This is a genomic window from Citrobacter sp. Cu096, from assembly GCF_030332285.1.
GTDB classification, from domain to species: Bacteria; Pseudomonadota; Gammaproteobacteria; order Enterobacterales; family Enterobacteriaceae; genus Citrobacter; species Citrobacter meridianamericanus.
This window is the reverse complement of record NZ_JAOWID010000030.1, coordinates 184673-205370: the sequence shown is the minus strand read 5'-3', so window position 1 is coordinate 205370 and position 20698 is coordinate 184673. Positions and strand designations below refer to the sequence as shown.

The window sequence follows — 20698 nt, the reverse complement described above, 5'->3', positions numbered from 1 at the left end:
TGATGCCCGTGGAAAATCGATCCAGATCACACAATTACTTTATCGTTTCAGCACCATTTGCAGCGATGCCGTCAGGCTGGCTGTGCAAACTATGTCTATGACTCTGTTTTAAGGAATAGAAAATGCTCCATCCGCGAGCCAGAACGATGCTGTTACTATCAACTCCGGCGCTCATCATTGGCATAGCGTCCAGCCTGGTGTTGATCGTTGTGATGAAAGTGGCTTCTGTTTTACAGCTTTTTTTATGGGAGCGTTTGCCCGCTGGAATCGGAATCGCCCATGACTCTCCGCTGTGGATTATCGGAATGCTCACGCTGATCGGATTGATGGTTGGCGTTGTCATCCGCTACAGCCACGGCCATGCAGGTCCGGATCCGGCTTGTGAACCATTAATTGGTATGCCGGTCCCAACGTCAGCAATACCGGGTCTGCTGGCCGCGCTCATCCTTGGCCTCGCGGGTGGCGTCAGTCTGGGACCGGAACACCCCATCATGACGGTGAATATCGCACTGACAGTGGCGCTCGGTAGCCGCATGTTCCCCCGCATTGCAAAGCTGGACTGGACTATTCTCGCCTCTGCCGGCACCATCGGGGCGCTATTTGGCACCCCCGTTGCCGCCGCGCTGGTGTTTTCACAAACGCTGAATAGCTCGAACGATGTTCCCTTGTGGGATCGCCTGTTTGCGCCGTTAATGGCCGCGGCGGCGGGCTCGCTGACCACCAGCCTGTTTTTTCACCCTCATTTTTCACTGCCCATCGCGCACTACACGCAGATGCACTTGATCGACATTCTCAGCGGTGCGGTCGTGGCCGCCATCGCTATTGCTGCCGGAATGGTAGCCGTCTGGTGTCTGCCGCGTTTGCATCATGTAATGCATCGATTAAAGCACCCGGTGCTGATCCTTGGGGTTGGCGGCTTTATCCTCGGTATTTTGGGCGTTATCGGTGGGCCGCTTACCTTATTTAAGGGGCTGGATGAAATGCAGCAAATGGCGTTTAGTCAGACGCTGGGCACATCGGATTATTTCATGCTCGCCATCATTAAGCTGGCGGCGTTGGTGGTGGCTGCAGCGAGTGGTTTTCGCGGCGGGCGAATTTTCCCGGCAGTGTTCGTTGGCGTCGCGCTGGGGCTGATGCTGCACGCCCACGTTGAAGCGGTACCGGCGGCTATCACGGTTTCCTGCGCGATTCTCGGGCTCGTGCTGGTCGTCACCCGTGACGCCTGGCTCAGCCTGTTTATGGCAGCAGTGGTCGTGCCAGACACGACCCTGCTACCGCTGCTGTGCATTGTCATGCTGCCCGCCTGGCTGCTGCTGGCGGGCAAGCCGATGATGATAGCCAGCCGTCCTGATCAATAGCTATCCCCCGTTACGCGTTTCCAGCGCACGGGTCACCGTGCGCAATAACTCAGGAAGATCGGCTTTCGGAAGCACCACCTCAATTAACGACAATCGTTGCGGGCGCCACAACCGGGCCAGCACTTCCTCCAGTTGTACAGCCTGCGTCACTCGCCAGCATTCCGCCTGACATTCACGACTAAACGCCTGCGGCACCTGCGTCCAGCTCCAGGCGGCGATATCGTTATAACGCTGAGTTGCCCCATGTATGGCCCGCTCCACGGTGTAACCATCATTATTAAGCAGCAAAATAACGGGAGACTGCCCATCTCTTAGCATAGAACCCAGTTCCTGAATGGTGAGCTGCGCCGCGCCGTCGCCAATAATCAGGACCACTCGGCGCTCCGGACAGGCGGTTTGCGCGCCGAATGCAGCCGGGAGCGCATAGCCGATCGATCCCCACAAAGGCTGAACGAGCACCTCCGCGCCGCCGGGTAGCGAGAGCGCAGCCGCGCCAAAGGCTGCGGTTCCCTGGTCAACAAGGATAATGTCATTAGGCGCCAGATACTGCTGCACCGTATGCCAGAAGTTTTCCTGCGTCAGAGGTCCCTTCTCAACCAGAGTGCGCGTAACTGGCGGACGTTCTGGCGGCAGTGAAAACGACATTTCCAGACACAGCTCCCGCAATGTGGTGACCGCCTGCTCCATCGGGATGTTAAACCAGCTGGTTCCAATCCGTGAGGCATGAGGCTGAACCTCAATGGTGCGCTCCTGCGGTAGCTGTTGCGTAAACCCGGCGGTCAGGGTGTCGACAAATTGTGTGCCGACACAAAATATCGTGTCGGCATCCTCGATAGCCAGACGAACATAATCGCTACTGGCACCAGCACTGTACGTGCCAACAAACGCCGGATGACGTTCATCGAACAGCCCTTTGCCCATCAACAGCGTGGCATGGGCCATCGGCGTCTCCGCCATCCAGCGTTGTAAAACCGGCTGCAGCCCAAAACGTAGCGCGAGAAAGTCCGCGAGCAGCGCGACACGCGGGCTGTCCAGCAATCTTTCACGGGCATGGTAGCGAAACGCCTCTGCCACGCTACTTTCCGGTTCGCTCAAAGGAACAGTCAGAATGTCATCCGGCGGCGTCGCGGGCTGTTTTGCCACATCAGCAGGTAACATCAGATAGCCCGGTCTGCGTTCGATAAGCATTGTTCGCAGCACGCGGTCAATTTCATAGCAGGCGTTTTGTTCATCCAGTACCGCGCTCGCCGTCGTCACCGCCTGTTGCATACGATAAAAATGTTGAAAGTCACCATCACCCAGCGTGTGATGCATCAGCTCCCCGCGGCGCTGTGCGCCGCGACAGGGTGCCCCAACAATATGCAAAACAGGAACATATTCCGCATAACTTCCTGCGATACCGTTAATCGCACTTAACTCGCCCACGCCAAACGTGGTGAGCAGCGCCCCCACCCCAGACACCCGCGCATAGCCATCCGCAGCATAAGCCGCATTCAACTCATTCGCACACCCGACCCAACGTACGCTGGGATGTTCAATCACATGGTCAAGAAACTGCAAATTATAATCGCCAGGCACACCAAAGAGATGGCCGACGCCACAGCCTGCCAGTCTGTCCAGCAGGTAATCAGCAACGGAATACGGGGTTTGCATGACAGCTATCCTTCTGACGGTAACCTCATGTTGAGTATCGAAGAACTGGGTTAGCTGTCCAGGAAAGTCGCGGTGAAGGGGGTGGAAAGCAGGATGTACAGTTTTCACCCAAAATTTCATTGCGACACGCCTGGTGTAAACGTATACATTGATTCTCTTATGTTATCCGACAGGAGGCTACATGGCTTATCAGGCTGATGAAAATCGTTACCAGACAATGGAGTACCGCCGTTGCGGGCACAGCGGCCTTAAACTGCCGATTGTCTCGCTGGGTTTGTGGCACAATTTTGGTGATACCACGCAGGTCGAGAATAGCCGGGCGTTGTTACAGCGCGCATTCGACCTTGGGATCAGCCATTTTGATCTGGCAAATAACTATGGTCCGCCGCCGGGTTCAGCGGAACGAAATTTTGGCCGCATCCTGCAGGAAGATTTTTTACCATGGCGAGATGAGCTAATCATCTCCACCAAAGCGGGCTACACCATGTGGGAAGGGCCTTACGGGGACTGGGGTTCACGCAAATACCTGATAGCCAGCCTCGACCAAAGCCTGAAGCGACTGGGACTGGAATATGTCGATATCTTTTACCACCATCGCCCCGACCCTGAAACGCCGCTCCGGGAAACCATGCGTGCGCTGGATCATATCGTTCGTCAGGGTAAAGCGTTGTACGTCGGGTTGTCTAATTACCCGGCAGACCTTGCCAGGCAGGCGATTGAAATACTCGACGATTTAGGTACGCCATGTCTTATCCATCAGCCCAAATACTCCATGTTTGAACGTTGGGTCGAAGATGGCCTGCTGTCGCTGTTGCAGGAAAAAGGCGTCGGCAGTATCGCCTTTTCACCGCTGGCAGGCGGGCAGTTAACCGACCGCTACCTGAACGGTATTCCTGCTGATTCTCGTGCGGCAAGCGGCAGTCGTTTCCTGAACCCGGATCAGATTACGCCAGAGAAACTGGAGAAGGTGCGGGCGCTGAATGTGATTGCAGAGCGACGCGGACAAAAGCTTTCTCAGATGGCGCTCGCGTGGGTGCTACGGGATGACAACGTCACATCTGTGCTGATTGGTGCCAGTAAACCGGCGCAAATTGAAGATGCTGTCGGTATGCTGGCCAATCGTCACTTTACGCCCGAAGAGTGCACGGAGATTGATGCCATCCTGAGTTGATTGAAATAAAGACACATTTATTAACAAAAAGTGCTCTCACTTACGATTTAGGAGTTAAGCCGATGAAACGGGGCTTTACTGCCCCGTAATATTGTATTAACAGGCCGGCTACGGCTCGATCGTGAAGGAGAGAAAACATGTTCAGGTCACTGATTCTGGCGGCAGTCTTATTGGCTTTTACACCGCTGGCCGCGAACGCTGGCGAAATCACCCTGCTGCCATCGATCAAATTACAAATTGGCGATCGCGATAATTATGGTAACTACTGGGATGGCGGACGCTGGCGCGACCGGGATTACTGGCACCATAACTATGAGTGGCGCAAAAATCGCTGGTGGCGTCATGACAATGGCTATCATCGCGGTTGGGATAAACGCAAAGCTTATGAGCGCGGCTATCGTGAAGGCTGGAACGATCGCGATGACCATCGTGGGCGTGGACGCGGTCACGGGCACCGACATTAATGTAACAAAAGGGCCTGCAGGCCCTTTTGTTTTTACAAACCGAGCGCGGTTCCCACCAGCAGCCAGATATTGAGTGCCACCACCAGTACCACAATCACCCAGCCCAGCTGTTTCACCCACCGGCGGTTAACTAAATCGCCCATCAGTTGACTGTCGCTGGTAAAAATCAACAGTGGCACCAGCGCCAGCGCAATACCGAAACTGAGCAATACCTGGCTCATTACCAGAATACGCGTCGGATCCAATCCCATCAGAATCACAATAAATGATGGCATCATGGTAACAGTCCGGCGAACCCATAAGGGAATGTGAAAGCGGATAAACCCTTGCATCACCACCTGCCCCGCCAGCGTACCGACCACAGTGGAAGAGAGCCCTGCGGCCACCAGACTTAAACCGAACACCGTCGCCGCAGCGTGACTTAACAGCGGTTCAAGGGTCAGATACGCCTGATCCAGGTCGGCAATACCGGTATGTCCACTAAAGTGAAACGCGGCTGCAGCCGTCGCCATCATCGCCAGGTTGACAAATCCAGCAATCGTCATGGCGATGGCCACATCCCATTTTGTGGCTGCATAGCGCTGTTGTCGCGTTCCACCGTGCAGATGCTGGGTTAAGGAAGAGTGCAGATAAATAACGTGCGGCATAATTGTCGCGCCCAGCACGCCAGCGGCGAGGAATACCGCCTCAGAATTAGGCAGACTGGGAATAATCATCCCTTTACCAAGCTGCGCAAAGTTCGGTTGGGAAAAAACCAGCTCCACAATATAAGCAGCAGCCACAAACAGCAGCAGGCCGCCAATCACTTTTTCCAGCGGCTTCTGTCCGCGACGCTGCAGCATCAGAATTAAGAACGTCGCGATACCGGTGAGCACGGCCCCTTGCAATAACGAAACGCCGAGGATCAGCTTGAAGCCAATTGCCGCGCCAATAAATTCAGCAAGGTCTGTCGCCATGGCGATAATTTCAGCCTGCACCCAGTAGAACCACACCACCGGGCGGGGATAGTGATCGCGAATTTGCTCCGCCAGGTTTTTACCCGTGGCAATACCCAGTTTTGCCGACAGCACCTGAATCAGCATCGCCATCAGGTTTGCCCATACCACTACCCACAGCAGTTTATAACCAAAGCTGGCCCCAGCCTGGATATTGGTAGCAAAGTTACCTGGATCGATATAGCCGATCGCCGCGATGAACGCAGGTCCCATTAATGCGAGCTTCAACTTGCGCGTAGCCCGTCCACTGCTACTCTCAACGCGATCGTTAGTCATTTTTAATGCCTCAGAAACATAGCCTTTGCTATATTTCAAGCTACGCCTATTGAGAATGATTATCAAATTCATTTTAATGGGTGAAGTTGATTTCTCTGATAGTGTTGGTCTATGGATCGATAAGGATTCAGGAAAAAACGGCAAGATGTTTAATTATTGTTATAGATTAGCACAATGACATAACTTTTCACTTAGATACCAAGCATAACGGAAGTGTATCACCGATCACTAATTTTGAATCTCGTCACAGGTCCTTACTATAGTGTGTGTTTGATCTCGTTTTCTTTATGGTTGTTACATAGAATGTGCACGAAAACTAAACCTGCCTCATATTTGGAGCAAATATGGACCGCGTCCTTCATTTTGTATTGGCATTGGCCGTTGTTGCGATCCTTGCGCTGCTGGTAAGCAGTGACCGTAAAAAGATTCGCATTCGTTATGTTATTCAACTGCTTGTTATTGAAGTGTTACTGGCGTGGTTCTTCCTGAACTCCAACGTCGGCCTGGGCTTCGTAAAAGGCTTCTCCGAAATGTTCGAAAAACTGCTCGGTTTTGCCAACGAGGGGACGAACTTCGTCTTCGGTAGCATGAATGATCAAGGCCTGGCATTCTTCTTCCTGAAAGTACTGTGCCCTATCGTCTTTATCTCCGCCCTGATCGGTATCCTTCAGCATATCCGTGTGCTGCCGGTTATCATCCGCGCAATTGGTTACCTGCTTTCCAAAGTGAACGGTATGGGCAAGCTGGAATCCTTCAACGCCGTCAGCTCTCTGATCCTGGGTCAGTCTGAGAACTTTATCGCCTATAAAGATATTCTCGGCAAAATGTCTCGCAACCGTATGTACACCATGGCTGCAACGGCGATGTCTACCGTTTCCATGTCTATCGTCGGCGCGTACATGACCATGCTGGAGCCGAAGTACGTTGTTGCGGCGCTGGTACTGAACATGTTCAGCACCTTTATCGTGTTGTCGCTGATCAACCCTTACCGTGTTGATGCCAGCGAAGAAAACATCCAGATGTCTAACCTGCACGAAGGTCAGAGCTTCTTCGAAATGCTGGGTGAATACATTCTGGCGGGTTTCAAAGTGGCAATTATCGTTGCGGCGATGCTGATTGGTTTCATCGCGCTGATCGCTGCCCTGAACGCCCTGTTTGCCACCGTAACCGGCTGGTTTGGCTACAGCATCTCCTTCCAGGGCATCCTGGGTTACATCTTCTATCCGGTTGCATGGGTAATGGGTGTGCCGTCCAGCGAAGCGCTGCAGGTAGGTAGTATCATGGCGACAAAACTGGTTTCTAACGAATTCGTTGCAATGATGGATCTGCAGAAAATCGCCGCTACGCTCTCTCCACGCGCTGAAGGCATCATCTCTGTGTTCCTGGTTTCCTTCGCTAACTTCTCTTCTATCGGTATTATCGCCGGTGCGATTAAAGGTCTGAACGAAGAGCAAGGTAACGTGGTTTCCCGCTTTGGTCTGAAGCTGGTATACGGTTCTACGCTGGTGAGCGTACTGTCTGCATCTATCGCAGCACTGGTGCTGTAAGCGTAAGACAACGTCGTAGTAATAAGGCCGGGGAATTTCCCCGGCTTTTTTATGCCTGCTATTCAGCAAACCGGAGATACCAGGTAAAAACCGACAGGATACAGAAACAAAAAACCCCCGCTTTTCAGCGAGGGTTTAAATTTTGGTGGAGCTAAGCGGGATCGAACCGCTGACCTCTTGCATGCCATGCAAGCGCTCTCCCAGCTGAGCTATAGCCCCACGATGCTTTTACGTATATGCCAAATTTATTGGGATAAAATTTGGTGGAGCTAAGCGGGATCGAACCGCTGACCTCTTGCATGCCATGCAAGCGCTCTCCCAGCTGAGCTATAGCCCCATTACGTAAAGCTTGTCGAGTTGACGGGCGGCATCATATGAATTCCCTTCGCGTGTGTCAACGGCAAAATTAACTCATAGAATTCAATCGCTGAAAAAGCAGTCAAATGAAGAACATTGCGTAACAACTCGCATTCAGTAGTTAAACGCGTCACGGTTTCTACTAAAATGGTGCTATAAAATGAGCCACTAATTAACCCCACGACTATTCAGGGAATCGTTATGTTCAAGGAACGGATGACGCCAGAAGAGCTAGCTAATCTGACCGGATACAGCCGACAAACCATCAATAAATGGGTGCGCAAGGAAGGCTGGGCTACATCACCTAAACCTGGCGTTCAGGGCGGTAAAGCCCGACTGGTTCACGTCACCGAACAAGTTCGCGAATACATTCGCAGCGCTGAGCGTTCAGCCGAAGGCTTATCAGACAATTTATCGTTATCCGGTGATACCTCTATTGAGGCGCTACTGATTAGGCTCGCCAAAGAAATGACGCCGTCAGAACAGAAAATGTTTACGTCACTGATCCTGCGTGAAGGCATTACGGGTTTACTACAACGCTTAGGGATCCGCGAAAACAAATAATATGAAAAAATTACGCAGCAAAATGACGACCGAAGAACTGGCTGAATGTCTCGGGGTTGCCAAACAAACCGTCAATCGCTGGATCAGAGAACAAAACTGGACCACCGAAAAGTTTCCCGGCGTTAAAGGTGGTCGTGCAAGACTGATTCATATCGACTCCAACGTCCGCACGTTTCTGCTCAATATTCCGGCTTTTCGCAAAGTACCTGACGTTTATCAGGCTGAAGAACCGCTGGCAGAATACACTCACGTTATGCGTAGTCACGCCTGTCGGCAGATAATCAGCGCACTGGACAACATGTCGCCAACGGAACAAGAAAAGTTATGGCAGTTTATCTCACGTGAAGGTATTCGCAATTTTCTTGCCCGATTAGGGATTGATGAGTCTGAATAACAGGCAAAAAAAACGGCAGGATGCGCTCCTGCCGTTGTGTTTCATCGTTCAGTCGGTCTTACTGCTGGCTTTCACGCTCAGCAATAAACGCCAGCGCTTTATTAATGCGCTCAATACTGCGGGATTTACCAATCGCATGCACCGTGACGTCTAACGCCGGGGACTGACCCGCACCGGTAACGGCTACGCGCAGCGGCATCCCGACTTTACCCATCCCCACTTCCAGCTCATCAGCGGTTGCCTGAATCGCGTGGTGCACGTTTTCTGCCGTCCAATCGCTAATCGCAGCCAGCTTGTCGCGAACCACTTCCAGCGGCTGACGCGCTACAGGACGCAGGTGCTTCTTCGCAGCATCAGCATCAAACTCAGCAAAGTCTTCGTAGAAATAGCGGCAACTCTGTGCCATCTCTTTCAGCGTTTTGCAGCGCTCACCGAGCAGTTTAACCAGCTCTGACAGCTGCGGCCCCACGCGAGTATCAATATTTTCCTGCTCAATGTGCCATTGTAGATGTGTCGCCACATATTCTGGCGCCAGCGCATTAATATAGTGATGGTTCAACCACTGCAGTTTTTCGGTATTGAACGCGCTCGCAGATTTGCTCACCGCCCCCAGGGAGAACAGTTTGATCATCTCTTCACGGGTGAAGATTTCCTGATCGCCGCTGGACCAGCCCAGACGCACCAGATAGTTCAGCAGCGCTTCCGGCAGATAACCGTCGTCGCGATACTGCATGACGCTGACTGCACCGTGACGTTTGGATAGTTTTTTACCGTCGTCGCCGTTAATCATCGACACGTGTGCGTAAACCGGCACCGGTGCGTTCAGCGCTTTCAGGATGTTAATCTGACGCGGGGTGTTGTTGATATGGTCTTCACCACGAATAACGTGGGTGATTTCCATATCCCAGTCGTCAACCACCACGCAGAAGTTGTAGGTCGGGGAACCGTCGGTACGGCGGATGATCAGATCGTCCAGCTCCTGGTTGCTGAATTCGATCGGCCCACGGATCTGGTCGTCAAAAATAACGGAACCATCCTGCGGGTTGGCAAAACGCACCACGCAAGGCTCATCCGCGTCGTGATGTTCATGCCCATGACGGCAGCGGCCGTCGTAACGCGGTTTCTCGCCATTCGCCATCTGCTCTTCACGCAGCGCGTCCAGGCGTTCTTTGGAGCAGTAGCATTTATACGCGGTACCCGCTTCCAGCATCTCATCAATAACCGCGTTGTAACGATCAAAACGTTTGGTCTGGAAGTATGGGCCTTCATCCCATTCCAGATTCAGCCAGTTCATGCCATCCATAATGGCTTCAATAGCTTCCGGAGTGGAGCGTTCGAGATCGGTGTCTTCAATACGCAGCACAAACTCACCGCCATGGTTGCGTGCAAAAAGCCAGGAATAAAGAGCAGTACGCGCACCGCCGACGTGCAGGTAGCCTGTCGGGCTTGGCGCGAAGCGAGTTTTGATTTTCATGAAATGGCCTTACGTTTATAAAGATGCCGACAACCGGCAAATCCAGGGAAGATTATCAGGCTCGTATTCTATCACCGTGGTCTGATTCCTCAATGTTGTTCAGGTTGGAACATCACGCTTTGCCATTTTCGTATACAAATCATGCGACATGGATTGTTTTGCGATCGTTTTGTTTAAATTTACGACGAACGAACAATTTCTTTAGAAAATGCGTTGACTCATTTTCAACTCTCCCTATAATGCGACTCCACACAGCGGGGGTGATTAGCTCAGCTGGGAGAGCACCTCCCTTACAAGGAGGGGGTCGGCGGTTCGATCCCGTCATCACCCACCACTTCGGGTCGTTAGCTCAGTTGGTAGAGCAGTTGACTTTTAATCAATTGGTCGCAGGTTCGAATCCTGCACGACCCACCAATGTAAAAAGGCGCCCTAAAGGCGCCTTTTTGCTATCTGCGATTTTTAAGATTCGAACCTGCAGCAGGTTCGGTGTTGAGCGCAGCGAAACAACGGAGCCGTTTACGGTGACGGCCCGAAGGGCGAGCAAGCGAGTCATCCTGCACTGCTTACCCGACCAAAGCATCAATCAACTTCGTTAACGCTGGCGTGGCCTGATGCTGTTCATAGACAATATACAAATCCGCCGGAATACGTTCCTCTAATGGCCGGAATACCACGCCAGGCCAGCTCATTTGTGCATAACCATCAGCCATTAACGTAATCCCGACTCCCATACTGATCATTGCCAGCACTGTCTGGGGCTCAACAACCTCACGAATAATCATTGGCGAGAAGCCCGCCTGCTGACATACACGTTGCAAAAATCCCCAATCGGAATGTACGGACGGCAGCGTGACAAAATATTCGTTGCGCAGCGCCGCCAGAGGAACAGAATCCCTGGAGGCCAGAATGTGATCTTCCGGTACTGCAACCATGAATGAAGATTCATGCAGACGTAAGCTGGTAAAACCAACCGTTGGTTCAATTGCCATACGCCATATCCCTGCATCGAGCTCCCGACGCTCTAATAACGCCATTTGCATACCTGGCGATTTTTCGCGAAACAGTACTTCAACATTGGGATTTGCTTTCAAAAAATAGTGCATTGCGGGACGCATTCTTCCCCACAGTGCCGTACCAACCACACCCAATTCAATACGCCCCGCTTCGCCGCGACCAATCTGCTCCACTCTCGCCATAGCCTGATTTGCATTGGCTAACAAACGACGCGACTCCTCCATCAGAATTTTCCCGGCATGAGTTAACGCAACGCTGCGAGAATGGCGAATAAATAACAAGGTACCAAGTTGCTGTTCAAGTTCTTTGATATGAATACTCAGAGGGGGTTGTGACATATTTAACCGGGCAGCAGCCCGGCCAAAATGCAACTCTTCTGCAACAGCGAGAAAATAACGCAATAACTTCAGATCGATTCGGTGAGCTCGTTCCATCACTGTTACACTCCAGGAATAAGGGATAACGTCTGGAATCTACCACATTGCTTAGTAAAAAATAGATTTAACGACAAGATACCCAATATACATAAACACAATAGATAAAACCCCGGGTAAAACATTTGGTGCAGGAATAGGTATTCGGCATAAAGTAAATAATGCCCCAATGCCAAACCCAATGCCTGAGGATAGAATGATTTCTTTCACGTGAAATCCTTGTTTGTGAAATGAGCTGGCGAGCATCCCCTCGCCAGTTAAATAATTTTAATGAGCCAATGATTTAGTCGACAATTTTTCTGGATGATGTTGATATTTAAAGAACAACGCAAAAACAATTGCCAGTGCCAAAGCATAAGCAGCAAACACCAACCAGATAGTTTGCCAATCCTTGACGCCATCGACAGAAAAATAGTCCACCGCCATCCCGCTCAGGATTGAACCCACCCACGCGCCAATGCCATTTACCATCGTCATAAACAGCCCCTGGGCGCTGGCGCGAATCCTTGAATCAACTTCCTGCTCGACAAATACCGAGCCGGAGATGTTGAAGAAATCAAACGCACAACCGTAAACGATCATCGACATTAGCAGCAGCACAAAGCCAAACGGAGACGGATCGCCAAAGGCAAAGAAGCCAAAGCGCAGCGTCCACGCCAGCATACTCATCAGCATCACTGTTTTAATGCCAAAGCGTTTCAGGAAGAATGGAATAGTGAGGATAAAACCCACTTCCGCCATCTGCGAAACTGACAGCAAAATGGAGGGATATTTCACCACAAAGCTGTTGGCAAACTCAGGGTTACGGGCAAAATCATGCAGGAACGGATTGCCAAAGACGTTGGTGATTTGCAGCACCGCCCCCAGCATCATGGCAAACAAAAAGAAAATTGCCATGCGCGGATTTTTAAACAGCACAAACGCATCCAGCCCCAGTTTACTGGCAAGCGTGGCGGACGCTTTTTTCTCCGCAACCGGTATTTTTGGCAACGTCAGCGCATACAGAGCCAGCAGCAGTGATGCGCCTGAAGCGATATACAGCTGCGCGCTGCTCAGCTCCAGTCCCATTAAGCTGACCGTCCACATAGCAACAATAAAACCTATCGTGCCAAACACACGAATTGGCGGGAACGCAGTGACCGGATCCTGACCCGATTGTGCAAGGCATGAATATGAGACGCTGTTCGATAGCGCAATTGTCGGCATATACGCCATCGCATTAACCAACATTACCCAGAACATGGTCTATGGATCGGTAACGGTTGTGGCGTATAGCAACACGCCAGCACACACCAGGTGGCACAGCATATAAGCGCGCTCGGCACGCAGCCACTTATCGGCGATGATCCCCATAATTCCCGGCATAATAATCGCGGCAAGCCCTTTCGAGCTGTAGACCATACCCACATTCGCGCCGGTAAAATCCAGGGTGTTAATCATGTAAGAACCCAGGGTAACCAGCCAGCTACCCCAGATAAAATATTGCAAAAACGACATGATTTTTAAGCGGGACGTAATACCCATTTTTTATTCCTTGCCGTGAGGTAAGGCTCCCAAAAGGAGCCTTTGTTATTGTGTGTTTAGGCTAATTTGCGTAAAAAACCGCAAATCAGATTAATAAAGTTCTGACGGGACAGCTCAGCCGCAGCCAGCGTCTGAGCATGGGACAGTTTTACATCTCCTAACCCTTCCGCCAGATTGGTGATCGCAGAGACGGCAACGACCTTGAGACCACAATGACGTGCGGTAATAACTTCCGGCACCACTGACATTCCGACCACATCGCCGCCAATAATCTGCATCATGCGTATTTCTGCCGCAGTTTCGAAGTTCGGACCCGGATAAGAAACAAATACGCCTTCGGTGAGGGGGAATCCCTCCTCTGCCGCAACGACCTGAAGAATGGCGCGGTAATCTGCATCGTAAGCATTTGCCAGCGAGAAAAAGCGATCGCCAAAACGCTCATCATTCGCTCCAACCATCGGCGTACCCGGCATAGTGTTAATGTGATCGCACAACGCCACCAGACTTCCTGGGCCAACTTCAGGACGCAGTGATCCTGCCGCATTTGTACAGAACAATACTTCACAACCCAGCAATTTCAGGGTGCGAATGGCGTCAGTCATAACCGTCATACCCCGACCTTCATAAAAATGCCCACGCCCTTTCATACAAGCAACAGGAACACCCGCCAGATGACCGAGTACCAGTTCTCCAGCATGACCGTGAACGGTACTCACAGGAAAACCTGGAAGTTTTTCATAGGAGATGGCGACCGCATTCTCAATTTGCTCCGCCAGCGCACCCAGGCCAGAACCCAAAATAAACGCGATTCGCGGGGTAAATTCCGGTGCATATGCACGAATAATATCAACACAATACTCAGGATTATGAGAAAAAAGAGCGTGAGACATAAGTATCCTTGTTCTATCGGTTTAAATTTGACTCCTTTTTATAACGACCTTCGACCTGTGCTGACCAATACACTTTTCACGTGCTATCAATAGTCATTTGATATCGATGGATTTAGATCGCTTCTGTATTAATAAAGAGGCAAAACAGTATTGGTAGTTATCTACTCTTTATCTTAACAATATGCTGTTTATATTTTTATAAATCACTTTTTTAATTAACCTGTTAATAACTATTGGCATAGGGAAATATGCTATGAAAAAATTCTTTACTCTGACACTCTCATCTTTACTCATTATTCCCGCACCATCCCATGCGGAATATAAAAGTGGATTTGCCGATATCGGCCTGCATTATCTCGACTGGACATCAGAGACTACAGAAAAAACCAGTAAAAAATCACACAAAGATGACTTTGGGTATCTGGAGCTTGAAGGCGGAGCGAACTTTAGCTGGGGAGAAATGTACGGCTTCTTCGATTGGGAGAATTTCTACAATGGCCGTCACGCTAAACCCGGCAGCGAACAGCGTTACACTTTCAAAAATACCAACCGTATCTATCTTGGTGATACAGGGTTAAACCTCTATCTCCATGCTTACGGAACTTATGGTTCGCCGAATCGTGCTAACTTCCATGATGATATGTTTCTCTATGGGTTAGGTTATAATTTCACAGGCAATGGGTATTGGTTTAAGCCCTTCTTTGCCAAACGTTATACCGATCAGACATATTATACTGGGGATAATGGTTATGTAATGGGCTGGGTGGCCGGATATAGCTTCTCGCTCGGCAGCGAGAAATTCAGCGTAACGAACTGGAACGAATACGAATTTGACCGCAATGAAACCTACGCGGCAGGTAATGGCGGTAAGGACGGAATCAACGGCGCAGTCGCTTTCTGGTGGAATGCGACGCCGCATCTTACCGCAGGTATTCAGTATCGTTACGCAGATAATAAACTGGGAGAATCATTCCTGCAGGATGGTATTATTTATTCTCTTAAATACTTGTTCTAACACATTAACCCAGTCGGACAGATAATTAAATCTGATACAGCGGATCGCGGGCACGACCGGCGGTTAATGCACTGGCCTGCATACGCACCACATCCCACAGCGCCTGAGCCGCGGTTGATAAAGAGCGGTTTTTACGTCGAGCCAGCATCAGCTGCCGTTCAACAACCGGCGTCAGGCGCTTAACCTGCAGATGACTCCCCTGCGGTAAGGGGAGCGCCAGCGCGGGCAGCACGCTGATGCCAATCCCCGCTTCAACCATTGGGAACAGCGTGGCGGGATGACCAATCTCCTGAACAATATTGGCATCAATGGAGAAATGGGCCAGCGCCGCATCGATCAGCGGTCGACTGCCGGAAGCGTAATCCTGTAACACCAGACGTTCGTGGTACAAATCCTGCCAGTTTACCCACTCACGTTGGGCCAACGGATGATCCTGGCGACACAGCAGCAGGAACGGTTCGGACAGTACGGCTTCACATTGCAGATCGGTCACTGCCCCGGGATCAATCACAATACCAAAATCTACTTCTCCCTGGCGAATACTCTCCAGTACCCACTGCTGTGGCCGGTCATGCAGCACAAAATCGATTGCCGGATAAAGCCGATTGCTCTGGGCAATACACTGCGGAATAAGGTGAGCAGAGATTGTCTGGCTGGCGGCAACCCGTACTGTACCGGTTAACTGCGTTCCCACCTGACCGGCTTCGCGCAGCGTGCTGTGCAGCTCATCCAGAATACGTTCCAGCCGCGTCGCCAGCTGGTGTCCGGCTTCCGTCAGCACCACTTCCCGCGTTGTTCTGTCCAATAAGCGCACCCCCGTCTGAGCTTCAAGCTCTTTAACGCTATGGCTGACCGCCGACTGGCTTAAGCCAATAATATCGCCCGCCCGGCTAAAACTTTTGGCCTGGGCGACGGTGACAAAGATACGCAACTGACGCAGAGAGTAATTCATCTATTCGATTCATATATGGATGCAATAAATCAATTTTATTTCTCAAACGGAAAAACGCAAAATGTTGCTACCGAATTTCAGGAGTCTTTATGAAACTTTTTCGTATTCTTGATCCGTTCACGATAACGCTGATTACCGTCGTTTTGCTGGCGTCGTTTTTCCCGGCCGAAGGTGGCTTTGTGCCTTTCTTTGAAGGCTTGACCACCGCCGCCATTGCCCTGCTGTTTTTTATGCACGGGGCCAAGCTCTCTCGTGACGCAATTATTGCCGGCGGTAGCCACTGGCGCTTGCATCTGTGGGTAATGTGCAGCACGTTTGTTGTTTTCCCGGTGCTGGGCGTTCTGTTCGCCTGGTGGGCCCCCGTCAACGTTGATCCGATGCTGTACACCGGATTCCTGTATCTGTGTATTTTGCCAGCCACGGTGCAATCGGCTATCGCCTTTACCTCAATGGCAGGTGGTAACGTTGCCGCCGCCGTGTGTTCAGCTTCGGCCTCCAGCTTACTGGGTATTTTTCTTTCGCCACTGCTGGTAGGCCTGGTCATGAATATGCATGGCGCAGAAGGCAGCCTGGAACAGGTAGGGAAAATCATGCTGCAGCTGCTGCTGCCGTTCGTGCTGGGTCATCTCTCGCGACCGTGGATTGGCAACTGGGTGTCACAGCATAAAAAATGGATTGCAAAAACGGATCAATCTTCCATTTTACTGGTGGTTTACTCCGCCTTCAGTGAAGCCGTGGTTAATGGGATCTGGCACAAAGTAGGGGTGGGATCACTGCTGTTTATCGTGGTTGTCAGCATCATATTGCTGGCCATCGTGATTGCTATTAACGTCTTTGTTGCGCGCAAATGCGGTTTCAGCAAAGCCGATGAAATCACGATTGTATTCTGTGGATCGAAGAAAAGTCTGGCGAATGGGATCCCCATGGCAAACATCCTGTTCCCGACGTCGGTGATCGGTATGATGGTATTGCCATTGATGATTTTCCACCAAATTCAGCTGATGGTGTGCGCCGTGCTGGCGCGTCGCTACAAACAACAGACGGACGCGCTGCAGGCGCAGCAGAAGAGCCGCGCCGCGAAGGCCTAAAGTGGGCGTTTCAGGGGCTGAACCAGCTGCGTCAGCCCCTCAGTTTTAATCAGCAGCGTGATTTGCATCAGCTCCCCAAGTTTGCCCGGCGGAAATTCATCCTTGCGGGCAAACCACAGCAGATACTCTTCCGGGACATCAATCAGCCGACGCCCTTTATATTTGCCAAAGGGCATGACGGTATTGGCGATCTCTACCAGCTGCTCTTTTTCCATCTCAAGCACCCAGCAAGCGGATCATTTCAGCTTCGTCGATCACTGCAATGCCCAACTCCTGCGCTTTTGCCAGCTTCGAACCCGCCGCTTCCCCAGCTATCACCAGATCGGTTTTCTTCGACACGCTCCCCGCCACTTTTGCGCCCAGCTCGGTGAGTCGAGCTTTGGCATCATCGCGCGACATAAGGCTCAGGCTCCCGGTCAGCACAATCGTTTTGCCGGCAAACGGGCTGTCGATTTCTTCAGCGTTGATAACCACCGGCGCAGGCCAGTGGATCCCTTGCGCCAGAAGTTGCACTATCACCTCACGGTTGCTTTCTTCGGCGAAGAAATTAAACACGTGCGTCGCTACCACGATGCCGACATCCGGCACTTTTTGCAGCTCTTCAATAGAGGCCGCTTCCAACGCCTCAAGCGTGCCGAAATATGCCGCCAGACCTGCAGCTGTAGCTTCGCCGACTTCACGAATACCCAGCGCATAGAGGAAACGAGCAAATGTGGTCTCTTTCGCTTTTTCCAGCGCATTCACTACGTTTTGCGCCGACTTCGGCCCCATTCGATCAAGACCGGTCAGCTTACCGGCGGTCAACGTGAAGAGATCCGCAGGCGTGTGGACATACTCTTTCTCGACCAGTTGATCGATAATTTTGTCGCCCATGCCGTCAACGTCCAACGCCCGGCGAGAAACGAAGTGTTTCAACGATTCCTTACGCTGCGCCCCGCAGATTAAACCTCCGGTACAACGAGTAACTGCTTCGCCTTCCACCCGTTCAACATCAGAGTGACAAACCGGACAATGGGTTGGAAACTCGATTTCGCGCGTATCTTCCGGACGCTCGGAAAGTACGACATTCACCACCTGCGGGATGACATCGCCCGCACGGCGAATAACGACTTTGTCGCCAATACGCAAACCCAGCCGTTCTATTTCGTCAGCGTTATGCAACGTTGCGTTACTGACCAGCACCCCGGCCACCTGCACTGGCTCAAGGCGGGCAACGGGCGTAATTGCCCCTGTACGTCCAACCTGAAACTCAACATCGCGGACAAAGGTCATCTGCTCCTGAGCCGGGAACTTAAAGGCCACCGCCCAGCGCGGCGCGCGGGCAACAAAACCCAGTTGTTCCTGCAAGGCCATGGAGTTGACTTTGATCACCACGCCGTCAATATCGAATCCCAGCGTCGGTCGGTCTTCTTCAACCTTATGATAGTAAGCAAGTACTTCCTCCGGAGAGTCGCAAAGCGCCACTCTGTCGCTCACCGGCAGTCCCCACGCTTTAAATTGCAGCAGACGACCCAGATGGGTATCAGGCAGCTCACCGCCTTCCAGTACGCCAACGCCATAGCAGAAGAAAGTAAGCGGTCGCTTCGCTGTAATACGTGGATCGAGCTGACGCAATGACCCAGCCGCCGCGTTACGTGGGTTAGCAAACACTTTGTTACCAGTGCGGCGGGCTTCGTCGTTAATTTTTTCAAATCCGGCCTGCGGCAGGAACACCTCACCGCGCACTTCCAGACGTGTCGGAATGTTATCGCCGTGCAGTTTTAACGGGATCGCGCGGATGGTACGCACGTTTGAGGTGATGTCTTCCCCGGTGGTGCCATCGCCGCGCGTTGCGGCGCTAACCAGTACACCGTTTTCGTAGAGAATACTCACCGCCAGCCCGTCAAGCTTCAGCTCACAGCACCAGGTCAGCTTATCCGTACGCTTTAGCCGATCCTGTACGCGTTTGTTGAAGGCGAGAAAACTCTCTTCATCAAATACGTTATCCAGCGACAGCATGGGCACTTCATGGCGAATCTGGCTGAACGCCGTTAACGGAGCGGCACCAACGCGTTGTGTTGGCGAGTCGGGTGTAATAAGGTCCGGATGCTGCGCTTCCAGCTCGCGGAGTTCGCGCAGCAGACGATCGTATTCCGCATCGGGAATTTCCGGCGCGTCCATCACATGGTAGAGATACTCATGATGGCGAAGCGTGGTTCGCAGTTCAGTCAGTTGTTGTTCGATTGATTCCATATCGCACCATCAATGATAAAAAACCCCCGACAGGCGGGGGTTTAGCAAGGAGATGTCACGCCAGAGGAAAATCAGGCGCGAGATTCTTTAACTTCGCGGATGCGGTCCTGATACTCGCGCAGTTTCTGCGGCGTCATCATGCGACGTTGATCGTCGAGCACCACACCGCCAACTTCATCGGCAATGTGCTGTGCTGACTGCAGCATCAGCTTAAAGTTTTGCAGCTCGTCCCCATAGGACGGAACCTGCATAAAAATAGTTACGCCAGGAGTACTGAAGTCGCCTGTCATTTCGGGGTCAAATGTCCCCGGGTTAACCATATTAGCAAGGCTAAACAGCGACGGACCGCTGCCATCCGGGCTCAAATGACGATGAAAAATATTCATATCGCCAAATTTAAAACCGGCCTGCTGAATGCTATTGAGCAGCACTTCTCCGTTGAGTTCGCTGCCATGATGAGCCGCAACGTTCATAATGATGACCGTCTCTTTAGGCTGCGGTTTTTCTGCAACAGGCGCTTCTTCAACGACCGGCTCAGGCTGCGGCTGATGTTCAACGACAGGCTCTGCTGGCTGGAAGGTCTGCGGCGCTGGCTGCACGGACTGCTGGACCTGAGGCGCAACGGGCTGATGCTGCATCGGCTGCTGGACAGGTTGCTGCGGAACAGGCTGATGTTGCACCGGCTGCTGCGGTTGCACAGGCTGCGGCTGTTGAACATGCGGCGGCGGTACCGGCGCTTGCGCAGGCTGCTGCGCGGGTTGACGCGGCTGAGCAGACGCATAAGGCGGCTGGTACTGGTGTTGCGGCGACTGAGGAGGAACACCATGTTCCTGCGCATTACCGGGAGCATGATTCACACGATGAACGCGAACTTCGCCCACGCCTTCGTCTTCCTCGACGTTGTCGTCGAACGAATCCTCGTCTTCACGTTTAGACTTCATGCGTTTCAGTGGGCGATCGCGGAATATAGAAGACCGCTCTTTACGGCTAGTCCAAAAACCATGTACCAGTAAAGCGATTATGGCGATCGCGCCAACAATGATTAATATCAGACGCAAATCCTGCATCATTATATTCTCTGTTGTTCTAACACCTTGCCACCACGGCAAACATTTACTCACTAAGAGTATTTGTCGATTACGCCAAGTGCAAGTGTACTCTTGGCTTTCACAGCATAAAGATGAACAAAATTGTGCTTTTTGCTGTTTTTTCGAACATTTCCGAACAGCTTAACGCTCAACAACCCGGTAAGATACGCAAAGTTTACCAGAGCTTTTATAACAAGGAGTATGTCCT

The 20698-nt window shown here is 51.7% G+C and carries 18 protein-coding genes, 4 tRNA genes and 1 pseudogene; 10 read left to right on the top strand and 13 right to left on the bottom strand.

Annotation, left to right across the window (positions count from 1 at the left end; all coding sequences use genetic code 11):
* Nucleotides 1–122 precede the first annotated feature (122 nt).
* Nucleotides 123–1358: an ion channel protein gene (locus OGX99_RS15310; protein WP_286544116.1), complete on the top strand. Its 1236-nt coding sequence runs from the start codon at nucleotides 123–125 to the stop codon at nucleotides 1356–1358.
* Here OGX99_RS15310 and OGX99_RS15305 read toward each other — a convergent pair whose 3' ends face one another.
* Entirely contained in the window at nucleotides 1359–3011 is a 1653-nt protein-coding gene (locus OGX99_RS15305; RefSeq protein WP_210904505.1) for an alpha-keto acid decarboxylase family protein, read from the bottom strand.
* A gap of 181 nt (nucleotides 3012–3192) precedes the next feature.
* Between OGX99_RS15305 and mgrA the strand changes: the two genes are divergently transcribed.
* On the top strand, nucleotides 3193–4182 hold the full coding sequence (gene mgrA, locus OGX99_RS15300; protein ID WP_151217575.1) for an L-glyceraldehyde 3-phosphate reductase: 990 nt from the start codon (nucleotides 3193–3195) through the stop codon (nucleotides 4180–4182).
* Between the two features lie 137 nt (nucleotides 4183–4319).
* Nucleotides 4320–4646, top strand: a complete 327-nt coding sequence (ypeC, locus tag OGX99_RS15295; protein WP_137384261.1) for a DUF2502 domain-containing protein YpeC — start codon at nucleotides 4320–4322, stop codon at nucleotides 4644–4646.
* A 32-nt stretch (nucleotides 4647–4678) separates the two neighbouring features.
* On the opposite strand, the gene OGX99_RS15290 is transcribed toward ypeC, so the two are convergent.
* Nucleotides 4679–5989, bottom strand: a complete 1311-nt coding sequence (locus OGX99_RS15290) for an Nramp family divalent metal transporter (RefSeq protein WP_286544113.1) — start codon at nucleotides 5987–5989, stop codon at nucleotides 4679–4681.
* Nucleotides 5990–6261: 272 nt separating this feature from the next.
* Here OGX99_RS15290 and nupC point away from each other — a divergent pair, with 272 nt between their 5' ends.
* Nucleotides 6262–7464 (top strand): nucleoside permease NupC, encoded by a 1203-nt coding sequence (gene nupC / locus OGX99_RS15285; RefSeq protein ID WP_151217579.1) that lies wholly within the window; start codon nucleotides 6262–6264, stop codon nucleotides 7462–7464.
* 143 nt (nucleotides 7465–7607) lie between these two features.
* Here the strand turns inward: nupC and OGX99_RS15280 are convergent.
* Nucleotides 7608–7683, bottom strand: a tRNA-Ala gene (locus OGX99_RS15280).
* Between the two features lie 42 nt (nucleotides 7684–7725).
* Nucleotides 7726–7801 (bottom strand) — tRNA-Ala (locus OGX99_RS15275).
* 221 nt (nucleotides 7802–8022) lie between these two features.
* Here OGX99_RS15275 and OGX99_RS15270 point away from each other — a divergent pair.
* Nucleotides 8023–8385: a YfeC-like transcriptional regulator gene (locus OGX99_RS15270; RefSeq protein WP_006683575.1), complete on the top strand. Its 363-nt coding sequence runs from the start codon at nucleotides 8023–8025 to the stop codon at nucleotides 8383–8385.
* A gap of 1 nt (nucleotide 8386) precedes the next feature.
* Nucleotides 8387–8779, top strand: a complete 393-nt coding sequence (locus OGX99_RS15265; RefSeq protein WP_286544110.1) for a MerR family transcriptional regulator — start codon at nucleotides 8387–8389, stop codon at nucleotides 8777–8779.
* A 58-nt stretch (nucleotides 8780–8837) separates the two neighbouring features.
* Here the strand turns inward: OGX99_RS15265 and gltX are convergent, their stop codons facing one another.
* Nucleotides 8838–10253: a glutamate--tRNA ligase gene (gene gltX / locus OGX99_RS15260; RefSeq protein WP_151217583.1), complete on the bottom strand. Its 1416-nt coding sequence runs from the start codon at nucleotides 10251–10253 to the stop codon at nucleotides 8838–8840.
* A 258-nt stretch (nucleotides 10254–10511) separates the two neighbouring features.
* Here gltX and OGX99_RS15255 point away from each other — a divergent pair.
* Nucleotides 10512–10587 (top strand) — tRNA-Val (locus OGX99_RS15255).
* 4 nt (nucleotides 10588–10591) lie between these two features.
* A tRNA-Lys gene (locus OGX99_RS15250) sits at nucleotides 10592–10667 on the top strand.
* Nucleotides 10668–10816: 149 nt separating this feature from the next.
* Here the strand turns inward: OGX99_RS15250 and OGX99_RS15245 are convergent.
* The 4 genes and pseudogenes from OGX99_RS15245 to xapA all read right to left on the bottom strand — a co-directional run bounded on the left by OGX99_RS15245 (nucleotide 10817) and on the right by xapA (nucleotide 14115).
* A complete protein-coding gene (locus tag OGX99_RS15245; RefSeq protein ID WP_252837897.1) occupies nucleotides 10817–11701 on the bottom strand; it encodes a LysR family transcriptional regulator in 885 nt (294 codons plus the stop codon).
* A 51-nt stretch (nucleotides 11702–11752) separates the two neighbouring features.
* Nucleotides 11753–11911, bottom strand: a complete 159-nt coding sequence (locus tag OGX99_RS15240) for a XapX domain-containing protein (protein WP_003847305.1) — start codon at nucleotides 11909–11911, stop codon at nucleotides 11753–11755.
* A gap of 57 nt (nucleotides 11912–11968) precedes the next feature.
* Nucleotides 11969–13225: pseudogene (locus OGX99_RS15235) on the bottom strand (nucleoside permease).
* Nucleotides 13226–13281: 56 nt separating this feature from the next.
* A complete protein-coding gene (gene xapA / locus OGX99_RS15230; protein ID WP_151217587.1) occupies nucleotides 13282–14115 on the bottom strand; it encodes a xanthosine phosphorylase in 834 nt (277 codons plus the stop codon).
* Between the two features lie 253 nt (nucleotides 14116–14368).
* Between xapA and OGX99_RS15225 the strand changes: the two genes are divergently transcribed.
* Nucleotides 14369–15130, top strand: coding sequence for a nucleoside-specific channel-forming Tsx family protein (locus tag OGX99_RS15225; protein ID WP_286544105.1), 762 nt, complete (start codon nucleotides 14369–14371; stop codon nucleotides 15128–15130).
* 25 nt (nucleotides 15131–15155) lie between these two features.
* On the opposite strand, the gene OGX99_RS15220 is transcribed toward OGX99_RS15225, so the two are convergent.
* Entirely contained in the window at nucleotides 15156–16082 is a 927-nt protein-coding gene (locus tag OGX99_RS15220; protein ID WP_286544102.1) for a LysR family transcriptional regulator, read from the bottom strand.
* A gap of 89 nt (nucleotides 16083–16171) precedes the next feature.
* Between OGX99_RS15220 and OGX99_RS15215 the strand changes: the two genes are divergently transcribed.
* On the top strand, nucleotides 16172–17170 hold the full coding sequence (locus OGX99_RS15215) for a bile acid:sodium symporter family protein (RefSeq protein WP_210904502.1): 999 nt from the start codon (nucleotides 16172–16174) through the stop codon (nucleotides 17168–17170).
* On the opposite strand, the gene OGX99_RS15210 is transcribed toward OGX99_RS15215, so the two are convergent.
* The 3 genes from OGX99_RS15210 to zipA form a co-directional block, all read right to left on the bottom strand.
* Nucleotides 17167–17385 carry a DUF3820 family protein gene (locus OGX99_RS15210; RefSeq protein WP_003038102.1) on the bottom strand — a complete coding sequence of 73 codons (219 nt, stop codon included), beginning with the start codon at nucleotides 17383–17385 and terminating at the stop codon, nucleotides 17167–17169. The two genes, OGX99_RS15215 and OGX99_RS15210, sit on opposite strands and share 4 nt — an antisense overlap.
* Nucleotide 17386: 1 nt before the next feature.
* Nucleotides 17387–19402: an NAD-dependent DNA ligase LigA gene (ligA, locus tag OGX99_RS15205; RefSeq protein ID WP_187253520.1), complete on the bottom strand. Its 2016-nt coding sequence runs from the start codon at nucleotides 19400–19402 to the stop codon at nucleotides 17387–17389.
* A 71-nt stretch (nucleotides 19403–19473) separates the two neighbouring features.
* Complete coding sequence (zipA, locus tag OGX99_RS15200) at nucleotides 19474–20472, bottom strand: cell division protein ZipA (protein ID WP_151217595.1); 999 nt, start codon at nucleotides 20470–20472, stop codon at nucleotides 19474–19476.
* Nucleotides 20473–20698 lie beyond the last annotated feature (226 nt).

What these genes read in the sequence shown, in the direction of transcription:
- OGX99_RS15310 (WP_286544116.1), top strand. Translation starts at nt 123, where the DNA reads ATGCTCCATCCGCGAGCCAGAACGATGCTGTTACTATCAACTCCGGCG.
- OGX99_RS15305 (WP_210904505.1), bottom strand. Translation starts at nt 3,011, where the DNA reads ATGCAAACCCCGTATTCCGTTGCTGATTACCTGCTGGACAGACTGGCA.
- mgrA (WP_151217575.1), top strand. Translation starts at nt 3,193, where the DNA reads ATGGCTTATCAGGCTGATGAAAATCGTTACCAGACAATGGAGTACCGC.
- ypeC (WP_137384261.1), top strand. Translation starts at nt 4,320, where the DNA reads ATGTTCAGGTCACTGATTCTGGCGGCAGTCTTATTGGCTTTTACACCG.
- OGX99_RS15290 (WP_286544113.1), bottom strand. Translation starts at nt 5,989, where the DNA reads ATGAATTTGATAATCATTCTCAATAGGCGTAGCTTGAAATATAGCAAA.
- nupC (WP_151217579.1), top strand. Translation starts at nt 6,262, where the DNA reads ATGGACCGCGTCCTTCATTTTGTATTGGCATTGGCCGTTGTTGCGATC.
- OGX99_RS15270 (WP_006683575.1), top strand. Translation starts at nt 8,023, where the DNA reads ATGTTCAAGGAACGGATGACGCCAGAAGAGCTAGCTAATCTGACCGGA.
- OGX99_RS15265 (WP_286544110.1), top strand. Translation starts at nt 8,387, where the DNA reads ATGAAAAAATTACGCAGCAAAATGACGACCGAAGAACTGGCTGAATGT.
- gltX (WP_151217583.1), bottom strand. Translation starts at nt 10,253, where the DNA reads ATGAAAATCAAAACTCGCTTCGCGCCAAGCCCGACAGGCTACCTGCAC.
- OGX99_RS15245 (WP_252837897.1), bottom strand. Translation starts at nt 11,701, where the DNA reads ATGGAACGAGCTCACCGAATCGATCTGAAGTTATTGCGTTATTTTCTC.
- xapA (WP_151217587.1), bottom strand. Translation starts at nt 14,115, where the DNA reads ATGTCTCACGCTCTTTTTTCTCATAATCCTGAGTATTGTGTTGATATT.
- OGX99_RS15225 (WP_286544105.1), top strand. Translation starts at nt 14,369, where the DNA reads ATGAAAAAATTCTTTACTCTGACACTCTCATCTTTACTCATTATTCCC.
- OGX99_RS15220 (WP_286544102.1), bottom strand. Translation starts at nt 16,082, where the DNA reads ATGAATTACTCTCTGCGTCAGTTGCGTATCTTTGTCACCGTCGCCCAG.
- OGX99_RS15215 (WP_210904502.1), top strand. Translation starts at nt 16,172, where the DNA reads ATGAAACTTTTTCGTATTCTTGATCCGTTCACGATAACGCTGATTACC.
- OGX99_RS15210 (WP_003038102.1), bottom strand. Translation starts at nt 17,385, where the DNA reads ATGGAAAAAGAGCAGCTGGTAGAGATCGCCAATACCGTCATGCCCTTT.
- ligA (WP_187253520.1), bottom strand. Translation starts at nt 19,402, where the DNA reads ATGGAATCAATCGAACAACAACTGACTGAACTGCGAACCACGCTTCGC.
- zipA (WP_151217595.1), bottom strand. Translation starts at nt 20,472, where the DNA reads ATGATGCAGGATTTGCGTCTGATATTAATCATTGTTGGCGCGATCGCC.